The organism is Pseudomonas sp. NPDC096925 (assembly GCF_044762545.1).
Lineage (GTDB): Bacteria > Pseudomonadota > Gammaproteobacteria > Pseudomonadales > Pseudomonadaceae > Aquipseudomonas.
The window spans coordinates 370,448-390,066 of sequence record NZ_JBIWEM010000003.1 but is presented as its reverse complement, the minus strand read 5'-3'; the positions used below and the strand labels follow the sequence as shown (position 1 = coordinate 390,066).

Annotated in this window: 16 protein-coding genes and 1 pseudogene; 12 read left to right on the top strand and 5 right to left on the bottom strand. The window is 65.1% G+C overall.

What is annotated here, in order from left to right; genetic code table 11:
- Window positions 1–67 precede the first annotated feature (67 nt).
- From ACIQYU_RS12265 to ACIQYU_RS12240, 6 genes and pseudogenes are all read left to right on the top strand, one after another.
- Window positions 68–1,588, top strand: a pseudogene (locus ACIQYU_RS12265) (type IV secretion protein Rhs); the annotation flags it as partial.
- Between the two features lie 103 nt (window positions 1,589–1,691).
- On the top strand, window positions 1,692–2,510 hold the full coding sequence (locus tag ACIQYU_RS12260) for an RHS repeat-associated core domain-containing protein (protein ID WP_207832677.1): 819 nt from the start codon (window positions 1,692–1,694) through the stop codon (window positions 2,508–2,510).
- 477 nt (window positions 2,511–2,987) lie between these two features.
- Window positions 2,988–4,163 (top strand): M20 aminoacylase family protein, encoded by a 1,176-nt coding sequence (locus ACIQYU_RS12255; RefSeq protein WP_207832679.1) that lies wholly within the window; start codon window positions 2,988–2,990, stop codon window positions 4,161–4,163.
- A gap of 82 nt (window positions 4,164–4,245) precedes the next feature.
- Window positions 4,246–5,556, top strand: coding sequence for a citrate-proton symporter (locus ACIQYU_RS12250; RefSeq protein WP_207832681.1), 1,311 nt, complete (start codon window positions 4,246–4,248; stop codon window positions 5,554–5,556).
- A complete protein-coding gene (locus ACIQYU_RS12245; protein ID WP_207832683.1) occupies window positions 5,556–7,010 on the top strand; it encodes an amidase in 1,455 nt (484 codons plus the stop codon). Before ACIQYU_RS12250 ends, ACIQYU_RS12245 begins: the two co-directional genes overlap by 1 nt.
- A gap of 65 nt (window positions 7,011–7,075) precedes the next feature.
- The gene (locus ACIQYU_RS12240) at window positions 7,076–7,849 is read left to right on the top strand and encodes an IclR family transcriptional regulator (RefSeq protein ID WP_207832685.1); all 774 of its coding nucleotides are present in this window, start codon (window positions 7,076–7,078) and stop codon (window positions 7,847–7,849) included.
- Between the two features lie 147 nt (window positions 7,850–7,996).
- Here the strand turns inward: ACIQYU_RS12240 and ACIQYU_RS12235 are convergent, their stop codons facing one another.
- The 3 genes from ACIQYU_RS12235 to ACIQYU_RS12225 all read right to left on the bottom strand — a co-directional run bounded on the left by ACIQYU_RS12235 (window position 7,997) and on the right by ACIQYU_RS12225 (window position 10,172).
- Window positions 7,997–8,908 (bottom strand): LysR family transcriptional regulator, encoded by a 912-nt coding sequence (locus tag ACIQYU_RS12235; protein ID WP_207832687.1) that lies wholly within the window; start codon window positions 8,906–8,908, stop codon window positions 7,997–7,999.
- A 136-nt stretch (window positions 8,909–9,044) separates the two neighbouring features.
- On the bottom strand, window positions 9,045–9,701 hold the full coding sequence (locus ACIQYU_RS12230) for an HAD family phosphatase (RefSeq protein ID WP_233688372.1): 657 nt from the start codon (window positions 9,699–9,701) through the stop codon (window positions 9,045–9,047).
- 225 nt (window positions 9,702–9,926) lie between these two features.
- Window positions 9,927–10,172 (bottom strand): DUF2790 domain-containing protein, encoded by a 246-nt coding sequence (locus tag ACIQYU_RS12225; protein WP_207832691.1) that lies wholly within the window; start codon window positions 10,170–10,172, stop codon window positions 9,927–9,929.
- A gap of 187 nt (window positions 10,173–10,359) precedes the next feature.
- Here ACIQYU_RS12225 and lexA point away from each other — a divergent pair, with 187 nt between their 5' ends.
- From lexA to ACIQYU_RS12205, 4 genes are read left to right on the top strand one after another with little or no spacing between them, the layout of a single operon-like run.
- Window positions 10,360–10,977: a transcriptional repressor LexA gene (lexA, locus tag ACIQYU_RS12220; RefSeq protein WP_025339260.1), complete on the top strand. Its 618-nt coding sequence runs from the start codon at window positions 10,360–10,362 to the stop codon at window positions 10,975–10,977.
- A complete protein-coding gene (gene imuA, locus ACIQYU_RS12215) occupies window positions 10,977–11,597 on the top strand; it encodes a translesion DNA synthesis-associated protein ImuA (RefSeq protein WP_063914158.1) in 621 nt (206 codons plus the stop codon). The genes lexA and imuA overlap by 1 nt, the downstream gene beginning before the upstream one ends.
- A 6-nt stretch (window positions 11,598–11,603) precedes the next feature.
- Window positions 11,604–13,022: a DNA polymerase Y family protein gene (locus ACIQYU_RS12210; RefSeq protein WP_207832693.1), complete on the top strand. Its 1,419-nt coding sequence runs from the start codon at window positions 11,604–11,606 to the stop codon at window positions 13,020–13,022.
- Window positions 13,019–16,099, top strand: coding sequence for an error-prone DNA polymerase (locus ACIQYU_RS12205; RefSeq protein WP_402800046.1), 3,081 nt, complete (start codon window positions 13,019–13,021; stop codon window positions 16,097–16,099). The genes ACIQYU_RS12210 and ACIQYU_RS12205 overlap by 4 nt, the downstream gene beginning before the upstream one ends.
- A 129-nt stretch (window positions 16,100–16,228) precedes the next feature.
- On the opposite strand, the gene ACIQYU_RS12200 is transcribed toward ACIQYU_RS12205, so the two are convergent.
- Together ACIQYU_RS12200 and ACIQYU_RS12195 are read right to left on the bottom strand one after the other, a co-directional pair.
- Complete coding sequence (locus ACIQYU_RS12200) at window positions 16,229–17,050, bottom strand: aldo/keto reductase (RefSeq protein ID WP_233688374.1); 822 nt, start codon at window positions 17,048–17,050, stop codon at window positions 16,229–16,231.
- Entirely contained in the window at window positions 17,038–17,943 is a 906-nt protein-coding gene (locus ACIQYU_RS12195; RefSeq protein WP_063914154.1) for a LysR family transcriptional regulator, read from the bottom strand. The genes ACIQYU_RS12200 and ACIQYU_RS12195 overlap by 13 nt, the downstream gene beginning before the upstream one ends.
- 140 nt (window positions 17,944–18,083) lie before the next feature.
- On the opposite strand from ACIQYU_RS12195, the gene ACIQYU_RS12190 reads away from it, so the two are divergent.
- The gene (locus tag ACIQYU_RS12190; protein ID WP_233688375.1) at window positions 18,084–18,782 is read left to right on the top strand and encodes a CoA transferase subunit A; all 699 of its coding nucleotides are present in this window, start codon (window positions 18,084–18,086) and stop codon (window positions 18,780–18,782) included.
- A 35-nt stretch (window positions 18,783–18,817) separates the two neighbouring features.
- On the top strand, window positions 18,818–19,474 hold the full coding sequence (locus ACIQYU_RS12185) for a CoA transferase subunit B (RefSeq protein ID WP_025339254.1): 657 nt from the start codon (window positions 18,818–18,820) through the stop codon (window positions 19,472–19,474).
- The last annotated feature ends 145 nt before the right edge of the window (window positions 19,475–19,619 follow it).

Below are 19,619 nucleotides of genomic sequence, written 5' to 3'. Positions count from 1 at the left end.
AATGGTTTGTTTGGCTCTGCCAAAGTATAGGTAGAGCCGATATTCTTTCACTGCATGTGCCGCCGGGCGCATCTACAACCCGCACGAGCAGGTGTACCTGGTGTGCACCGAGGGCGGCCACTACATCCTGCAAACCCTCGGCAACCTGTTCTTCTACTTCGGCGAAGTGCCGGACACCAACAGCGAAGTGCCGCTGCAACGCATCGAAAACGCCCTCGGCCACTTCCTGCATTTCACCCGCACGCCTGACGGTACGCTGACCGACATCAGCGCCACCGGCGGCACACGCGTGCACCTGCACTACGACAACCCGCTGGGTCGCCTGACCGACATCAAGCGCGTGGTGAACAACCAGGCGGTGGAAACGCTCACCCAGTACCGCTACGACGAACACGGCCAGCTGAGTGCGGTGATCAACCGCAACGGCGACACCGTGCGCAGCTTCAGCTACGCCGAAGGCCTGATGGTAACCCACAGCAACGCGCTGGGCCTGGGCTGCCACTACCGTTGGGAAACCCTCGGCGACAAGCCGCGCGTGGTCGAGCACTGGACCAGCGATGGCGAGCACTACCACTTCCGCTATGACCTAGACGCCCGCACCAGCTGGGCCACCGACGTGCTCGGCCGCGAGCTGGAAGTGCAGTACAACGCGGACCACCGCGTACTCGCCAGCCGTGACTACGGTGGCGAACGCTACGCCATCGAGCTGGACGAGCAGGGCAACATGGTTGGCCTGGACTTGCCGGACGGCAACCGGCTCGCCTTCAAGTACGATGAATACGCCCGCCTGCTGGAAGAAACCGACCCGCTGGGCCGCAAGACCACCTACGAATATCACCACCTGACCACGCTGGTGACCCAGGTCAGCTATCCGGACGGCAGCACCTGGCGAGCGCGCTACGACGACAAGGGCAACCTGCTCGCCGAATTCGATGCACTGGGCCAGATGACCGAGTACCTGAACAGCGATGACGGCCTGCCGCATACCATCATCGATGCAACTTACAAGTCCAAGTACCTGTGGTGGAATACCCTGGCCCAGGTCGAGCGTTATCAGGACTGCTCGGGCAAGAGCACCTGGTACCGCTACGACGAGCGTCAGCACCTCGTCGCGGTGACCGATGCGCTGAACCAGACGACCACGCTGGAGCGCAAGCCCGACGGTGAAGTGGTACGGATCAGCCACCCGGACGGCACCGCGGAAACCTTCACCTACAACGTCTACGGCCAGGTAATCAGCCACACCGACGGCAAGGGCCAGACCACCCGTTTGATGCGTACGGCCCGTGGCCTGCCGAGCAGCCGCCAGGATGCCAAGGGCCAGCGGGTGCGTTACGAGTACGACAAGGCCGTGCGCCTGACCGCGCTGGTCAACGAAAACAACGCTACTTACAGCTTTGCCTACGACGCCTCGGACCGGCTGACTGAAGAAGTGCGGGTGGATAACCTGACCCGGCGTTTCAGCTACAACGTCGGTGGCCATCTGACCCGACTGGATGAGATTGGCTACGGTGAAAACGCCGAACGCCCGGAACGTCATACGCTGTTCGAGCGCGATGCCATTGGCCGGCTGGTCGCCAAGATCAACCATACGTGGATAATGTTTCCGCTCAGTAGGTCTGGGAGTTATTAACGCATGTTCATGCGTGTTAGTGTGGTTTGGCAAACACAACAACCAGAAACTTACAGTCATGAAAACTTCGACATTACTCGCAACTGATCCGCAATCATCAATTCATGCAGGTAATAATTTCCCAGTCCATCTATATACACCCTATGGCTATTGGTTAGTCCAAACCGGCCCTTTATTGGCCTTTATCGGAGAACCAGGAGCATCATTGCCGCGCTGTTACCTGTTGGGCAATGGTAAGCGTGCGTATGATACCGTGTTGATGCGCTTTCATCGCCCGGACATATTCAGCCCGTTTGGTCGGGGAGGGCTTAATGCCTATGCTTATTGCCAAGGAGACCCTGTCAACAATGTAGATCGCGACGGCCATTCGATAACGCGTGTAATCGGCCAGTTTCTCGGGGGTATAACCGGTACTGTGGGAATGTTCTCATCCTTGGTCAAGGCTGCTAAAAACATTGTTCGCCGGTCAAAGGCAAACATCAACAAACAGCCGGTACCCAAGGAGTTCGATTCGCGCAGCCGCAGAAATAACGCAATCGTCTTCAATGCTGGCTTGGTCAGCACAGCCTTGAAGGTACCAGGTGTTGCAACGGCATTTGGCTTTCCCGCTGCATCCCTGAGCGCTGAGGTGTTGACCTCCGCTGGTATCGTAACTGCAGGCGTCGGTGGCACGGCCAAGTTCGATCAGTTGATCTTTGACAGTACCAGAGCCATTAAAACCGCCAGGGAACTGAGGCTACCGCTGGGTACGTTGTTGAGAGCGTCGCTAATGGAGGCCAGTGGGTGGTATCTGCTCAGAGGCAAAGAGTCGCCGCTGATCGCACCCAGGGACCGGGTCGTGCAGGGGCGCGCGAGGTTCAGAGAAACCTCTGTGTGATCCGAAGCAGGCAGGCCAGGTAAGCCAAGGCCCCAATGCCTGTCAGATCGCGTTAACGCGGCTGCTACGCTGCCCATCGCAGGCAAGCCAGCTCTCATAGAACTGTACATAACTCATTGAATTGGCAGGGACTCTGTGGGAGCGGCTTTAAGCCGCGAACACCGGCGCAGCCGGTGCCATGCACTGCGTTGGATTCTTCGCGGCTAAAGCCGCTCCCACAAATTACGCGGATTGCTCGCAAATTCAGTTATCTACGCGACAGCGCATCCCAAAGGGCTGGGCAAGCTCCCACGGTGACCGCGTAACTGGCAGGCATTAGCCCAGGCCCTGCTTTTATGTTCCACAGCATGAAACCAGATTCGATTGTGCTTCATCGCTCCTCGCGCTTATCTGTCAGCCAAGCACGACCTGCCTCACCCGTCGTGACCTCTAGGCGAACAACAAGAACGGGAAACCACCCGCGCGAGGAGACTCTACATGTCCCGACATCAGCATATCCTGGCCTGGCTGAACGATGTGGCCAGCGACCTGCACGCAATCCGTCACGATATTCACGCTCACCCGGAGCTGGGTTTTGAAGAAAGCCGCACTTCAGCGCTGGTCGCCCGTCTGCTCGAAGAATGGGGCTACGAGGTACATGCCGGTATCGGCAAGACCGGCGTGGTCGGCGTACTGCGCAATGGCAGCAGCCCACGCCGCCTGGGCCTGCGCGCCGACATGGACGCGCTGCCCATCCACGAGGCTACCGGCGCCGCGTACAGCAGCCAGCACCAGGGCTGCATGCACGCCTGCGGCCATGACGGGCATACCACCATGCTGCTGGGCGCCGCGCGCTACCTGGCAGCGACCCGGCAGTTCGACGGCACGCTGACGCTGATCTTCCAGCCGGCCGAGGAGGGCCAGGGTGGCGCCGAGGCGATGCTGGCCGACGGTCTGCTGGAACGCTTCCCTTGCGATGCACTGTTCGGCATGCACAACATGCCCGGGCTGCCGGCCGGGCACCTGGGCTTTCGCGAGGGGCCGATGATGGCCTCGCAAGACCTGCTCACGGTGACCCTCGACGGGGTTGGCGGCCATGGTTCGATGCCGCACCTGACCGTCGACCCGCTGGTGGCGGCGGCCAGTGTGGTGATGGCCCTGCAAACCGTGGTGGCGCGCAATATCGATGCGCAGGAGGCGGCCGTGGTTACCGTCGGCGCCTTGCAGGCCGGCGAAGCGGCCAACGTGATCCCGCAGCAGGCGCTGCTGCGCCTGAGCCTGCGCGCGCTGAACGCCGAGGTGAGGGCGCAGACCCTGGAGCGAGTGCGCGCCATTATCGTCAGCCAGGCCGAGAGCTTTGGCTGCCGCGCCACTATCGAACACCGCCCGGCCTACCCGGTGCTGGTCAACCACGCCGCGGAAAACGCCTTTGCCCGGCAGGTGGGAGTGGAGTTGCTGGGTACCGAGGCAGTGGATGGCAACACCCGCAAGCTGATGGGCAGCGAAGACTTCGCCTGGATGCTGCAACGCTGCCCGGGCGCCTACCTGTTCATCGGCAATGGCGTATCGCGGCCGATGGTGCACAACCCGGCCTACGACTTCAACGACGACATCCTGCTGACCGGCGCCGCCTACTGGGGCGCGCTGGCAGAGCGCTGGCTCGCGCCCGCCTGACCTTTCCTTTTGACGACTGCCGCTGGAACCCGGGCGCGACCGCGCCTGGGCGATCACCCAATCATTGTGTGGAGTGTTTCCTATGCAGACTTCGAGCACCGGCGTGTCGCGTACCCGGCAAGTGGTCGCCGCCGTCATCGGCAACGCCCTGGAGTGGTATGACTTCATCGTTTACGGCTTTCTGGCCAGCATCATCGCCCGGCAATTCTTCCCCTCCGACGACGAATATGCCTCGCTGCTGATGGCCCTGGCCACCTTTGGCGTCGGCTTTTTCATGCGCCCGGTGGGCGGTGTGCTGCTGGGCATGTATTCCGACCGCAAGGGCCGCAAGGCGGCGATGCAGATGATCATCCGGCTGATGACCGTGTCCATTGCCATGATCGCCTTTGCCCCCGACTACCTGGCCATCGGCATGGCCGCGCCGATGCTGATCGTGGTGGCGCGCATGCTGCAGGGTTTTGCCACCGGCGGCGAGTACGCCAGCGCCACGGCATTTCTGGTGGAGAGCGCGCCGGCCCACCGCAAGGGCCTGTATGGCTCGTGGCAACTGGTGGGGCAGTGCCTGGCGGTGTTCTCCGGGGCGGCGATGGTGGCGCTGGTCACCCACCTGTGCACGCCTGCGGCACTGGACAGCTGGGGCTGGCGTATCCCGTTCGTGCTCGGCCTGCTGATCGGCCCGGTGGGGCTGTGGATTCGCAAGCACATGGAAGAACCCGAGGAGTTCATCGAGGCGCGCCGCCAGGCCAAGGGCCAGTCGCCCAGCCTGTGGCAGGTGCTGCGTGAGCACCGGCGCAGCCTGTTGGTATCGATGGGCCTGGCCTGTGGCGCGACGGTGTCGTTCTACGTGGTACTGGTGAACATGCCGACCTTCGCCCACAAGAACCTTGGCCTGCAGCTGGACCAGGTGCTGCTGGTGCAGATGCTGGCTGTGGGGCTGATGACCGTGGTGATCCCGCTGTCCGGGGCATTGTCTGACCGGCTGGGTCGGCGCCCGGTACTGATGGCCTTCACCCTGGCGTTCTTCGTCATGGTCTACCCGTTGTATGTGTGGGTGGCTGCCGCGCCGTCGCTGGAGCGCCTGCTGGTGATGCAACTGCTGCTGTGCACTGCCATTGGCGGCTTCTTCGGGCCGGCGCCCACGGCCTTGGCCGAGCAGTTCCCGGTCGAGGTGCGTTCTACCGGTGTGTCGGTGGCCTATAACGTGGCGGTGATGGTGTTCGGCGGCTTCGCCCCGTTGATCGTCACCTGGCTGAGCAAGGTGCTCGGCACTCCGGTGGCGCCGTCGTTCTACGTGCTGTTCGCCTGCCTGCTGACACTGCTGGGCACCTATTGCCTGAAAGAAGCCCCACGCGCGGGCAAAGCTGCCGCGTTCAACCTGGGAGTAGAACCGTGATGTCGCTAGCCATCGACCCCATCGTTGCCCTCGATGCCGAGGCATTGTCCCAGGCCATCCATGCCCGCCAGATATCGTGCCGTGAGGTGATGCAGGCCTATCTGGCGCATATCGAGCGTTTCAACCCGCAGGTCAATGCGCTGGTGTCGTTGCGCCCGGCCGAAGTGCTGCTGGCCGAGGCTGATGAGCGTGACCGCGAGCTGGCCCGTGGCCATTCGCGGGGCTGGATGCATGGCATGCCCCAGGCGATCAAGGACCTGGCCGCTACTGCCGGGCTGCGCACCACCCTGGGCTCGCCGCTGTTTGCCGAACAGGTGCCCGAGCAGGATGCGATCAGCGTGGCGCGGGTGCGGGCCAGTGGGGCGCTGATCGTGGGTAAGAGCAATGTGCCGGAATTCGGCCTTGGTTCGCAGACCTACAACACCCTGTTCGGTACCACCACCAATGCCTATGACCCGGACAAGGTGGCCGGGGGCAGCAGCGGTGGGGCGGCGGCGGCGCTGGCCATGCGCCTGCTGCCGGTCGCCGACGGCAGCGACATGATGGGTTCGCTGCGCAACCCGGCGGCGTTCAACAATGTGTATGGCCTGCGCCCGTCGCAGGGCCGGGTGCCCCATGGGCCGGCGCCGGAACTGTTCATGCAGCAGCTGGCCACCGAGGGGCCGATGGGGCGCAGCGTGGTGGATGTGGCGCGGCTGTTGTCGACCCAGGCGGGCTTCGATGCGCGGGCGCCGTTGTCGCTGGGGGAGGACCGGCGCGATTTTACCGCTGGGTTGCAGCGCGATTTCCGCGGCGTGCGGGTTGGCTGGCTGGGCGACTACGACGGCTACCTGGCGATGGATGACGGGGTGCTGAGCCTGTGCGAAGCGGCCCTGGCGGACTTCGCCGAGCTGGGCTGCCGGGTCGAGGCCTGCCAGCCGGCGTTCGACCTGGCGCGCTTGTGGCAATGCTGGCTGACCCATCGCCACTTCCTGGTGCACGGCAACCTCGGTGCGGCCTATGCCGACCCGCGCAAGCGCGCGCTGCTCAAGCCCGAGGCGCAGTGGGAGGTGGAGGGTGGCCTGCAACTGAGCGCGGCTGCGGTGTACCAGGCTTCAGTGGCCCGCAGCGACTGGTACCGTGCGCTGGGCAAGCTGTTCGAGCGTTACGATTTCCTGCTGTTGCCATCGGCCCAGGTGTTCCCTTTCGATGCACGGCAACCTTGGCCAACGGTGGTCGGGGGGCGGACGATGGACACCTATCACCGCTGGATGGAAGTGGTGACAGGACCGACCCTGGCCGGTTTGCCGAGCATCAGCGTACCGGTCGGTTTCAATGCTGCCGGGTTGCCCATGGGCCTGCAGATCATCGGCCCGGCCCAGGCCGACCATGCGGTATTGCAGCTGGCCCATGCCCATGAACAGCTCACCCGTTGGGTAGCGCGGCGCCCACCCCGGAGCCTGCAAGCGCCATGAAACCGCTGGGCAGGCGCGGATCTTGCTGGCTATCCTGACCATCCAGCTACAGGGAGGTCACACACATGGGCATCACGGCAGACAGTGGCGGCGTGCGCTCGGTAGAACGGGCGCTGGCCATCGTCGACCTGCTGGGCGAACACCAGGCGCTGGGCCTGGAAGAACTGCATTACCTGACGGCGCTGCCCAAGGCCACGGTGTCGCGCATGCTCGCCACCTTGCAGGAACAGGGCTGGGTCTACCGCGGCCTCAGCGACCGGCGCTACCGGCTGTGCGCGCAGCGCCTGTTCGGTGACCGCCAGTTGCGTTTCAAGCGGCGCCTGGTGGAAAGCGCCGCGCCCATGTTGCTGGAGTTGAGCGAGCGTACCGGGCTGGTGGCCGACCTGTCGTGTTTCGACGGCGAGCGGCTGGAGGTGATGGAAAGCGCCATCCCCCAGGTACTGCGCAAGCGCTACCCGCACACCTGCCAGATCGTCGGGCACCATGCCAGCCTGTTCCACTCGGCGATGGGGCGGGCATGCCTGGGAGAGTTGGCGGTCGATGAAGTGCAGCGCCTGGCGACCCATGAGCAGGTGGGCGACGAGGCAGTGCTGCGCGACATCGAGGAGGAAGCGAACAAGGGGTTCGGCCAGCGAACCGAAGGGCACTGGGAGTACCCGGTGCGCTTGCCGTTCCTGATCCGCGCGATTGCCCTGCCGGTGCATGCCGAAGGGCGCCTGGCCGGGAGCATTGCCTTGCACTGGCCGTTGGACCAGGCGCCGGTGGAGCGGGTGTTGAACCTGCACCTGAACAGCCTGGCTACAACGGTGGGCGAGGTGCAGCGGGCCTTGGTGGTTTGAGTCAGCCTGTACCGGCCTCTTCGCGGGTAAACCCGCTCCCACAGGGGAAGTGCATTGCCCGAGGCTCGCTCGGTATCTGTGGGAGCGGTTTTACCCGCGAAGAGGCCAGTCCAGCAAACAACAAAAAGAAGCTGTGTCCGAGGCCCCTCAGCGCTCCAGGCTATACATCCGGCACTCCGCCAGCAACGCCAGCAGGTTCGGCTCCCGCTCCCGCGCTTTCAGGAACACCACGCCGATATGCTGCTGCAAGCGATATTGCGGCTTCAGGGCTATCAACCGGACCCGGTTCTCGTACACCGCCGCGATACGCCCGGGCAGCAGGGCAAAGCCCACGCCCGAGCTGACCATGCTCAGCAGGGTGAAGATATCGTTCACCTGCATGGCTACCTTGGGTTCGAAGCCGGCCTGCTGGAACACCCGGGCGCCATCGCGGTGGGTGGCGAAGCCCTGGGTCAGGGTGATGAAGGTGGAGTCGGCCAGGTCGGCCAGGTCCACCTCGGCCTGCTCGGCGAAGGGCGAATCGATGGGCACGGCAAGGAAGATGTCATCGGAGAACAGCGGCAACTGCTCGCAGGCCGGGTCGCTGACACTTTCGTCGAGCGACACGAGGATGGCCTCCAGCTCGTGGTTCCTCAGGCGCTGCAGCAGGTCGACGTTGGAGCCCAGGGTCAGGTCGATGTTGAGTTCGCTGCGGCGCAGCTTGAGGCCCATGACCAGCTTGGGCACGGTTTTCACCGTCAGCGAATAGAGCGCGCCCAGGCGGAAGCGCTCGGCGTAGAAGCCGGCGGCTTCGCGGGTCTGGCGGACCATCTGCTCGGCGTCCTGGATCAGCTGGCGGGCTTTCTTTTCCAGCACGTAGGCGCTTTCCAGCGGGATCAGCTGACGACCTTCATGCTTGAACAGCGGGCAGCGCAGTGCGCTTTCCAGCGAGTGGATGGCGCGGTGCACGCTGACGGCGCTGGTGGCCAGCTCGGCGGCTGCGCGGCCGAGGTTGCCGGTGCGCATGAAGGCGAGGAAGGTTTCCAGCTTCTTGAGGGTCAGTTCTTCGTCGATCAGCATGGGTTGACCTGGGTGTGCACAATGGCAGGGGCGTGCATGTTGCCTGGAAATTCTGGGGCCGCTTCGCAGCCCATTGCCGGCAAGCCAGCTCCCACAGGGATGGCGCATGGCTTGAGGCCGATGCGGCCCCGCATGCTCATTGCATGGATCCGATCAAGGCCCACAACGCCGGGTCGTTGAAATCATCGATCACCAACCTGGCCCCCGCCGCCAGCAACCGCTCCGGTGTCTGCGTAGTGGCCACGCCCACGGTAAAGATCCCCGCGCCACTCGCTGCCGCCACCCCCGGCAGCGAATCCTCGAAGGCCAGTGCCTGCCCGGCCTCGGCACCCAGCCGTTGCAACCCGGTCAGGTAGGGCAACGGGTCCGGCTTGGCCCGTGCCAGTTCCTCGGCCACCAGCACATGCGCGAAGCGCTGGCCCAGGCCCATGGCGTTCAACATGTGCTCGGCGTTCAGCCGCGGCGCGTTGGTCACCACGCACATGCCGATGTCTCGAGCCTGGGCATGTTCCAGCAGGCGCACAAGGCCCGGCATCGGCTCCAGAGACGGTGACATGTCGCGGAACAGCGCTTCCTTGCGGTCAGCCAGCTCCCGGCACTGTTCGGCACTGGCACCGGCAAACAGCTCGGCGAACAGCTCGCCGTTGGCACGGCCGCTGACCTGGGCATCGAACTGCGCCTGGCTCAGCTCGCGGCCGTCATGCTCGCGCAGCAGTTGGCGGAAAGCCTGCAGGTGCAAGGTGTCAGTGTCGGTGAGGGTTCCGTCGAGGTCGAACAGCAGGGCAGTCAGCATTGGGTATTCAGGTCCAGAAATCGTGGGCGGGCCAGAAGGGAGATTCTTTGCCTTTGGCGTTACGTGAACTTCGCGAATTCCTGAGTGTACTGGAGTACGGCAGCCTTGGCAGAGCTGTGCTCGAACTCGAGGTTGGCGCCTGCGCATCGAGTCAGCAACTGCCAAAGCTGGAAAGCCAACCAAGTAACCGGCCGTTGGCACGCTCCGGCTTTCGACGTTTGGTCATCAGTTCTGGTTGGCGTAGGTGGCTGGGCGCAGGTAGCTGATCTTCTGCAGCTTGCCGTCGCTGTCACGGTAGGTGAGGGTGGCGGTGTCGGCGTGGCCGGTGGCCTGGCTCGAGCCCTCTACCGCGATCACTTGGGCGATGTCCAGGTCCATGCCGTACTGGTAAGGGGAGGCGGTCTGGGCGAAGGCGCCGACGCTGCTGCCAAAGGTCAGGGTGGCGATGGTGATTGCTTTGATGATGGTCATGATCATGCTCCGTTAGCTTGGGTAGTGGGATCAGCGACTGCTTGCTGCCTGGGGTTAATACTGCGCGATAATATTTAGCGCGCAAAATATATTTCCACTATCTGGCCTATTGGCGCGCTACATATTGATCGCAGTCGCCAAGCCGACGACGAAGGGGGCTGTTCAGCGTGCTCCGAAAAGAGTACAAATGTGCTCCATGGACAATCTAACCCCAAAACGCCGCGCCATCTTCGAGTTCATCCGTGAGCGCATTGCCGATCACGGCCAGCCGCCGAGCCTGGCCGATATCGCCACGCGCTTCGGTTTTGCCTCGCGCAGTGTCGCGCGCAAGCACATCACCGCCCTGTGCCAGGCCGGCTACATCGACGTCACGCCGAACCAGGCGCGGGGCATACGCCTGGCCGAACGGCTGCGCCGCCCGGAAATCCTCGAAGTGCCGGTGCTCGGCCAGGTGGCGGCAGGCGCCCCCATCGGCCCGGACCTCGACATTCACGAGCAGTTGCTGCTCGACCCCAGCCTGTTCCGCCGTACCCCCGACTACCTGCTGAAGGTGCGTGGCGACTCGATGATCGACGACGGCATTTTCGACGGCGACCTGGTCGGCATCCTCCAGCAGGCCGACGCCCGCGATGGCCAGATCGTGGTCGCGCGCCTGGACGGCGAGGTGACCATCAAGCGCCTGCAACGCCAGGGCGGCAATTACCGGCTGTTGCCACGCAACCCGGCCTATGCGCCCATCGATGTGCGACCTGAACAGGAGTTCTTCATCGAAGGCGTGTTCTGCGGCTTGCTGAGGCGTGACTGATGGGCGCGGTGGTCGACCTCGACAGGCTGCTCGACCAGCGCCGGGTATGGCGCGGCCGGCAGGCCCAGGCGCGGCCACTCGGCCTGCAGCCCACGGGCCATGTTGCCCTTGACCAGTGCCTGCCGGAAGGCGGTTGGCCGGCGTCTGCGCTCAGCGAACTGTTGCTGGCCAGCCCCGGCTGTGGCGAATTGCAGCTGCTGTGGCCAACCCTGGCCCGTTTGAGTGCCGAGGCCAGCCGAATCGTACTGGTGGCACCGCCATTCATTCCTTACGCCCCGGCCTGGCAGGCCGCGGGGGTGGACCTGCGCTGGCTGGTACAGGTGGCCGCCGAACCTGCAGATGCCCTGTGGGCTGCCGAGCAGTGCCTGCGTTCCGGCAGTTGCGCAGCGGTGCTGTGCTGGCCGGAGCGTGCCGATGACCGCGCCCTGCGGCGCTTGCAGGTGGCTGCCGAAACCGGCCAGGCGCTGGCCTTCGCCTGCAGGCCGCAACAGGCGGCGCATAACCCTTCACCTGCAGCGCTGCGCATTGCCATCGACACCCGTCCGGCACAATGGCGCGTGCTGAAAAGCCGTGGCGGCATGCCACCGGCGCTGCCCATCGCCTGCCCGGGGCGGGGCTGATGCAGCATGCTCTGGGCCTGCATCCTGTTCCCTCAGCTGGCGCTGGACACGGTCCTGCGTGAGCGTGACGACCCCGATACACCTCTGGTGCTGCTTGGCGGGCCGGCCCAGCGACGCGTACTGCAGGCGGTCAACCCGGCGGCGGCCGCGCTGGGCCTGCGGGCCGGGCAAACCCTGACGGCGGCACGTGCACTGGCCGATGGCTTCAGCTGCGTCGAAGCCGACCCCAGGCGCATCGACCAGGTGCAGCAGTTGCTGGCAGCCTGGGCCTACCGCTTCAGCGCCCAGGTCAGCCTGCACTACCCACGGGCGCTGTTGCTGGAGGTGGGCTCCAGCCTGCAGCTGTTCGGCCCCTGGCCGCTGTTCGAGGCACGCCTGCGCCAGGAGCTGGCGGAACTGGGCTTGCGCCAACGCATCGTCCTGGCCAGCAACCCGGTGGCGGCGCGCATGCTCGCCAACGGCCACGATGGCCTGGCCGTGAGCGATGCCGACGCCACCCGCGCGGCGCTGCAGGGTATGCCCATCGAGCGTATCGGCTTGCCTGGGCAGGCTGCCGAAGCCTTTGCCCGCATGGGGCTGCGTCAGTTGAGCCAGGTGCTGGCCTTGCCCCGCGACAGCCTGGCCAGGCGCTTTCCGGCCCAGGTGCAATTGCACCTTGACCAACTGCTCGGCCTGCGCAACCTGGGGTTGGACTTCTACCAGCCTCCGGACCGTTTCGAGACCCGGCTGGAGCTGAACTTCGACGTCGAATCACACCAGGCCCTGCTGTTCCCGCTGCGGCGCATGCTCAACGACCTTGCCGCGTTCCTCGCCGGGCGTGACTGTGGCGTGCAGCGTTTCTGCCTGCACCTGGAGCACGCCGAAGGGCCGGATACCTTGCTGAAGGTGGGCCTGCTGGCCGCCGAACGCGATGCCGCGATGCTGTTCGAACTGGCGCGCGGGCGCCTGGAACCGCTGCGCATTCCCGCACCGGTGCGCAACCTGCGGCTGGTCGCCGAGGACCTGCCACCCTTTGTGCCGCAACACCAGGCATTGTTCGACCCGCGTGCGCAACAGGCGCAACCCTGGGAACAATTGCGCGAACGGCTACGTGCGCGCCTGGGCGATGAGGCGGTCAAGGGCCTGAGCGCGGCAGCCGATCATCGCCCCGAATGTGCCTGGCAAGCGGTAGAGCAGGGTGCCCAGGGCAACATGCCGGTGGCTCCTGGCAGCCGCCCTGGCTGGCTGCTGTCGGCCCCCGTGGCGCTGGACGAAGCCGGCTACCGCGTGCAAGGCCATGCCGAGCGTATCGAGTCGGGCTGGTGGGATGGCGGCGATGTGCGTCGCGACTATTACCGCATCGAAACCCGTGATGGCCTGCGCGGCTGGGCCTACCGTGACCTGGGCAAGGCCGGCCCGTTGTGGCTGCAGGGCTGGTTCGCATGAACACCCCGGGTTATGCCGAGCTGCATTGCCTGTCCAACTTCAGTTTCCAGCGCGGCGCGTCGAGCGCCGACGAGCTGTTCCGGCGCGCGCGTGAGCAGGGCTACCAGGCGCTGGCGATCACTGACGAATGCACCTTGGCCGGCATCGTCCGTGCCTGGCAGGCGGCGAAGGAACATCAGCTGCGGCTGATCGTGGGCAGTGAAGTGCAGTTGCAGGACGGCCCCAGGCTGGTGCTGCTGGTGCAGGACCTGGCCGGCTACCAGAACCTGTGCGCCCTGATCACCCGGGGCCGGCGACGGGCGCAGAAGGGCGAGTACCAACTGTTTCGCGATGACCTGCAGCAGCACCATCAGGGCCTGCTGGCATTGTGGGTGGCCGATGACAGCGGCGATGCCAGCCCCGGGCAGTGGCTGCACGGCGTGTTCGGTGAGCGCCTGTGGCTGGCCGTGCACCTGCACCGCGGCAGTGACGATACCTTGCGCCTTGAACGCTTGCGCGGCCTGGCGGCAAGGGTCGGCATCCGCGCCGTGGCCTGTGGCGACGTGCACATGCACGTGCGCGGTCGCCGCGCCTTGCAGGATTGCATGACCGCCATTCGCCAGCATTGCCTGGTGGCCGAGGCCGGGCGCTTCCTGTTTGCCAATGGCGAGCGGCACCTGCGCAGCCAGGCGCAACTGGGCGAACTCTATCCCGCCGACCTGCTGGCCGAGACCCTGGCCATCGCTGCGCGCTGCCAGTTCGAACTGAGCGAGTTGAAATACCAGTACCCACGCGAGCTGGTGCCTCAGGGGCATACCCCGGCGAGCTGGTTGCGTGAGTTATGCCAGCAGGGTTTGCCGTTGCGTTGGCCAGAAGGGCCGAGCAGCAAGGTGCGGGAGGTGCTGGCAAAGGAGCTGGCGCTGATTGAGGCGCTGGGCTACGAAAGCTACTTCCTGACGGTGCACGACATCGTCGCCTTCGCCCGCAGCCAGCGCATTCTGTGCCAGGGCCGGGGTTCGGCTGCCAACTCGGTGGTGTGCTTCGTGCTGGGCATCACCGAGCTCGACCCCATGAAACATCACCTGTTGTTCGAGCGCTTCCTGTCGCGCGAGCGCAACGAGCCGCCGGACATCGACGTGGACTTCGAGCACGACCGGCGCGAGGAGGTGATCCAGTATGTGTTCCGCCGCTATGGCCGGCACCGGGCGGCGCTCACTGCGGTGGTCAACACCTACCATGCCGCCGGTGCGGTGCGGGATGTGGCGCGGGTGCTGGGGCTGCCCGCCGACCAGGTGGACGCCCTGGCCAAATGCTGTGGCCGCTGGAGCGATCGCATACCTGATGACCAGCGCCTGGCCGAGGCCGGTTTCGAGGCGGGCAGCCCTTCGCTGCGGCGGGTGCTGGTGCTGGCCGGCGAATTGATCGGCTTCCCCCGGCACCTGTCACAGCACCCGGGCGGCTTCGTTATCTCGCAGCAACCCCTGGACGAGCTGGTGCCGGTGGAGAATGCCGCGATGCCGGAGCGCACGGTGATCCAGTGGGACAAGGACGACCTGGACATGGTCGGCCTGCTCAAGGTCGACGTGCTGGCGCTGGGTATGCTCAGTGCCCTGCGCCGTTGCTTCGACCTGCTGCAACACCACCGTGGCCGGCACCTGACCCTGGCGACCATTCCCGGCGAAGACCCGGCCACCTACGCCATGATCAGCCGTGCCGAGACCATGGGCGTGTTCCAGATCGAGTCACGCGCGCAAATGGCCATGCTGCCGCGGCTGCGGCCCGCAAAGTTCTACGACCTGGTCATCGAGGTAGCCATCGTCCGCCCCGGGCCGATCCAGGGCGACATGGTCCACCCTTACCTGCGTCGGCGCCTGAAGCAGGAGCCGGTGACGTATCCTTCACCGCAACTGAAGGCAGTGTTCGAGCGCACCCTGGGCGTGCCGCTGTTCCAGGAACAGGTGATGGAGCTGGCGATGGTCGCGGCCGACTACACCCCGGGCGAGGCCGACCAGTTACGCCGCAGCATGGCTGCCTGGAAGCGCCACGGTGGCCTGGAGCCGCACCGCGAGCGGCTGGTGCAGGGTATGTTGCGCAATGGTTACGAGTTGGCGTTTGCCGAGCGCATCTTCGAGCAGATCAAGGGCTTTGGCAGCTATGGTTTCCCGGAGTCGCACGCGGCCAGCTTTGCCTTGTTGTGCTATGCCAGCAGCTGGCTCAAATGCCATGAACCGGCGATTTTCACCTGCGCGCTGGTCAACAGCTGGCCCATGGGCTTCTACAGCCCCGACCAGTTGTTGCAAGAGGCCCGGCGCCAGGGCATCGAGGTAAGGCCGGTGGATGTGTGCCACAGTGACTGGGACTGCACCCTGGAGCCTGAGCCTGGAGGGGCCCTGGCCATCCGCATGGGCTTGCGCCTGGTGCGCGGTCTTGCCGAGGCCGATGCCAGGCGCCTGGCGCAGGCCAGGGCGCAGCGGCCATGGCGCGATGTCGAAGACCTGTGCCTGCGTGCCGGGCTCGATTCGCGTACCCGCGCTCAGCTGGCCGATGCCGGCGCGCTGCGCGCCTTGGCCAGCGACCGGCACCAGGCGCGCTGGCAGGTGGCGGCGGTGCAGCCGCAACTGCCTTTGTTTGCCGACGTGGCAGCCTTGCCGGAAAGCACCGTTGAGCTGCCTGTCCCCAGCGTGGCGGAGGACCTGATGGCCGATTACCAGGCCCTTGGCACCACGCTTGGGCCGCATCCGTTGGCCTTGTTACGCTCACGTCTGCGGGCGCTGGGCTGCCGCAGCTCATGCGAACTGCAAGGTGTCGGGCATGGCGACCACATTGCCGTGGCCGGGCTGGTGGTGGGCCGCCAGCGGCCCCAGACCGCCAGTGGCGTGACCTTTGTCACCCTGGAGGACGAGCACGGCATGGTCAATGTGGTGGTGTGGCGGGATCTGGCCGAGCGGCAGCGGCGGGCGCTGGTGGGGTCGCAGTTGCTCAAGGTCAGCGGGCGGCTGGAGCAGGAGAATGGCGTGCGCCACCTGATCGCGCGGCGGCTGGAGGATGTGAGCCCGCTGTTGCAAGGGCTGGATGTGCGCAGCCGGGATTTCCATTAATCCCCGGCACCCTGTGGGAGCGGCTTTAGCCGCGAACACCGGCGCAGCCGGTGCCATGCACCGCGTTGGATTCTTCGCGGCTAAAGCCGCTCCCACAGGGTGCCAGAATTGCTTGCGAGTTCAGTTCTGTTACACCATCGCCAACCGCTGCTTGCGTGTCGGTGCCGGGAACGCCCGGTCGATCGCCCGCAGGTCTTCGCTGGTCAGGGTCAACGTACCCGCAGCCGCATTCAGCCGCACATGCTCGGGCGCCACGGCCTTGGGGATGGCTATCACCCCGTCATCCCGGGTCACCCAGGCCAGGCTGACCTGGGCCGCTGTGGCCCCATGGCGCTCGGCGATTTCCGCCAGCACCGGGTGCTGCAACAGGCGCCCGGCCTGGGCCAGCGGGCAGTAGGCCATGATTGGCAGGGCGCGCTTTTCGCACCACGGCAACAGGTCGAACTCGATGCCACGCTGGGTCGGGTTGTACAGCACCTGGTTGGTGGCGCAATCGGGGTTGTGCAGCTCGCGCAGGTCGTCGACGTCGAAATTGGAAACACCCCAGCGCTTGATCTTGCCTTGCTCGCGCAAGCGCTCGAAGGCGTCGACGGTTTCCTCCAGCGGGTGCTGACCACGCCAGTGCAGCAGGTACAGGTCGATGCAGTCGGTGCCCAGGCGCGTCAGGCTGCGCTCGCAGGCGGCCGCCATGCCGTGCCGGCTGGCATTGTGCGGGTACACCTTGCTGACCAGGAACACCTGGTCGCGGCGCCCGGCAATGGCCTGGCCAACGACCTCTTCTGCGCCACCTTCGGCATACATCTCGGCGGTATCGATCAAGCTCAGGCCAAGTTCGATGCCCTGTTGCAGGGCCGCCACCTCGGCAGCCTTGCGGGCCGGGTCTTCACCCATGTACCAGGTGCCCTGGCCGATGGCCGGAACGCTCGAACCTGCCAGTTTCACGTAACGCATGTCACCTCCGGGATCCGGGTATTGGAAAGCAGTACCTCGAGCAGCGCTTGCGCCGCCGTGGAAAGCTTGTGTTCGCTGAGGGCAATCACGCCGATGCGGCGCTCGACCGTGGGCTCGACCAGGGTTACGCAGCGGGCACCAAGCTCCTGCATCTGGTTGATGCACAGCGCCGGTACGGCACTGACCCCCAGGCCACTGGCGACCATGCGGCCGATGGTCGACAGCTGGTGGCTCTCGAAAGCCACCGCCAGCTTGCCGTGGTGGGCGGCCACGTTCTGCTCCATCAGCAGGCGCACCGCCGAAGGGCGTTGCAGGGCCACGAAGTCTTCGGCCAGCAATTGTGCCCAGCTGACCTGGGGCAGCTGCGCCAAGGGCGAATCGGCGGGCACCACGGCGACAAACCGGTCCATGTACAACGGGTGGAAATCCAGGCCATCGATGTTGTCCGGTTCGAAGCCGATGCCCAGTTCGACGCGGCGATGGCGCACCAGTTCCAGCACCTGTTCGTTGATCACATCGTGCACGGTGACGTTGACCTTCGGGTAGCGCTGGCGAAATACCTTGAGCGAGTGGGGCAGCAGGTTGCCGGCAAAGGCCGGCATGGCCGCCACCGAAACCCGGCCCAGTTGCAGGGTGAAACGCTGGCGCAGCATCTCTTCGGTGTCGTCCCAGTCGGCCAGCAGGCGCCGCGCCAGCGGCAGCAGCACCTCGCCCTCGGCAGTCAGGCTGACGCTGCGCGTGGTGCGGCTGAGCAGGGCGCCGCCAAGGTTCTCTTCCAGGGCCTTGATGGTCAGGCTCAGGGCGGGTTGCGAAACATGCAGGTGTTCACCGGCCTGGGCAAAGCTCTGGTACTTGGCCACGGTGACAAAGGCGCGCAGTTGCTTGACGTTCATGACAGGCCTGTTGGTTGTTTTGCAAAGTTTATCAATCGATGATGAAAACAAAATTAACAAATCAGTCGCTTGCGGTGAAGATGTCCCCACACGCTCACCGACAGCCTCGTCGGTTCAACAACTACAAAAGGCGGATCAGCATGGCCGGACTGGACAAGCGCGTTGCAACCTATGAACAGGCCCTCGAAGGCCTGACCGACAACATGACGGTACTGGCTGGTGGTTTCGGCCTGTGCGGCATCCCGGAAAACCTTATCAGCGAAATCAGGCGCCGTGGCGTCAGGGGCCTGACTGTGGTCTCCAACAACTGCGGTGTCGATGGCTTTGGCCTGGGCGTGCTGCTGGAAGACCGGCAGATCCGCAAGATGGTCGCCTCCTACGTGGGTGAGAACGCCGAGTTCGAACGCCAGCTGCTGAGCGGTGAGCTGGAAGTGGAACTGACCCCGCAGGGCACCCTGGCCGAAAAAATGCGCGCTGGTGGCGCCGGTATCCCGGCCTTCTACACCGCCACCGGCTACGGCACCCCGGTTGCCGATGGCAAGGAAGTGCGCGAGTTCAACGGCCGCAAGTACATCCTCGAAGAATCCATCACCGGCGACTTCGCCATCGTCAAGGGCTGGAAGGCCGACCACTACGGCAACGTGGTGTACCGCAACACTGCGCAAAACTTCAACCCGCTGGCGGCCACCGCCGGCAAGATCACCGTGGTCGAAGTGGAAGAGATCGTCGAACCCGGCGTGCTGTTGCCCAGCGAGATCCACACCCCGGGCATCTACGTGGACCGCGTCATCGTCGGCACCTTCGAAAAGCGTATCGAAAAGCGCACCGTCAAGGCCTGAGCGCCATCCACCAGAACAACAAAGAGATCCTGACCATGGCACTGACCCGCGAACAGATGGCGCAACGCGTCGCCCGTGAACTGAAGGACGGCTACTACGTCAACCTGGGCATCGGCATTCCGACCCTGGTGGCCAACTACGTACCCGCCGACATGGATGTGATGCTGCAATCGGAAAACGGCCTGCTCGGCATGGGCGAATTCCCCACCGAAGGCACCATCGATGCCGACATGATCAACGCCGGCAAGCAGACCGTCACCGCCCGCCGCGGCGCCTCGATCTTCGATTCGGCACAGTCGTTCGCCATGATCCGTGGCGGCCACGTCGACCTGACCGTGCTCGGCGCTTTCGAAGTGGATGTGCAGGGCAACATCGCCTCGTGGATGATCCCGGGCAAGCTGGTGAAGGGGATGGGCGGCGCCATGGACCTGGTGGCCGGCGCCGAGAACATCATCGTCACCATGACCCATGCCTCCAAGGACGGCGAGTCCAAGCTGCTGCCGCAGTGCAGCCTGCCGCTGACCGGCGCCGGCTGCATCCGCAAGGTGCTGACCGACCTGGCCTACCTGGAAATCGAAGACGGCGCCTTCATCCTGCGCGAGACCGCGCCGGGGGTGAGCGTTGAAGAAATCATCGAGAAGACCGCCGGCAAGCTGATCGTGCCGGATGATGTGAAGGAAATGACCTTCTAACGCATCATGCGATCCTACCCTGTGGGGGCGGGGGGGGGGGGGGGGGGGGGGGGGGGGGGGGGGGGGCCGGGGGGGGGGGGGCCCCCCCCCCGCGCCCCGCCCCCCCGCCCGCCACCCGCGCCCCCCGCGGGGCGCGCCCTGAGCG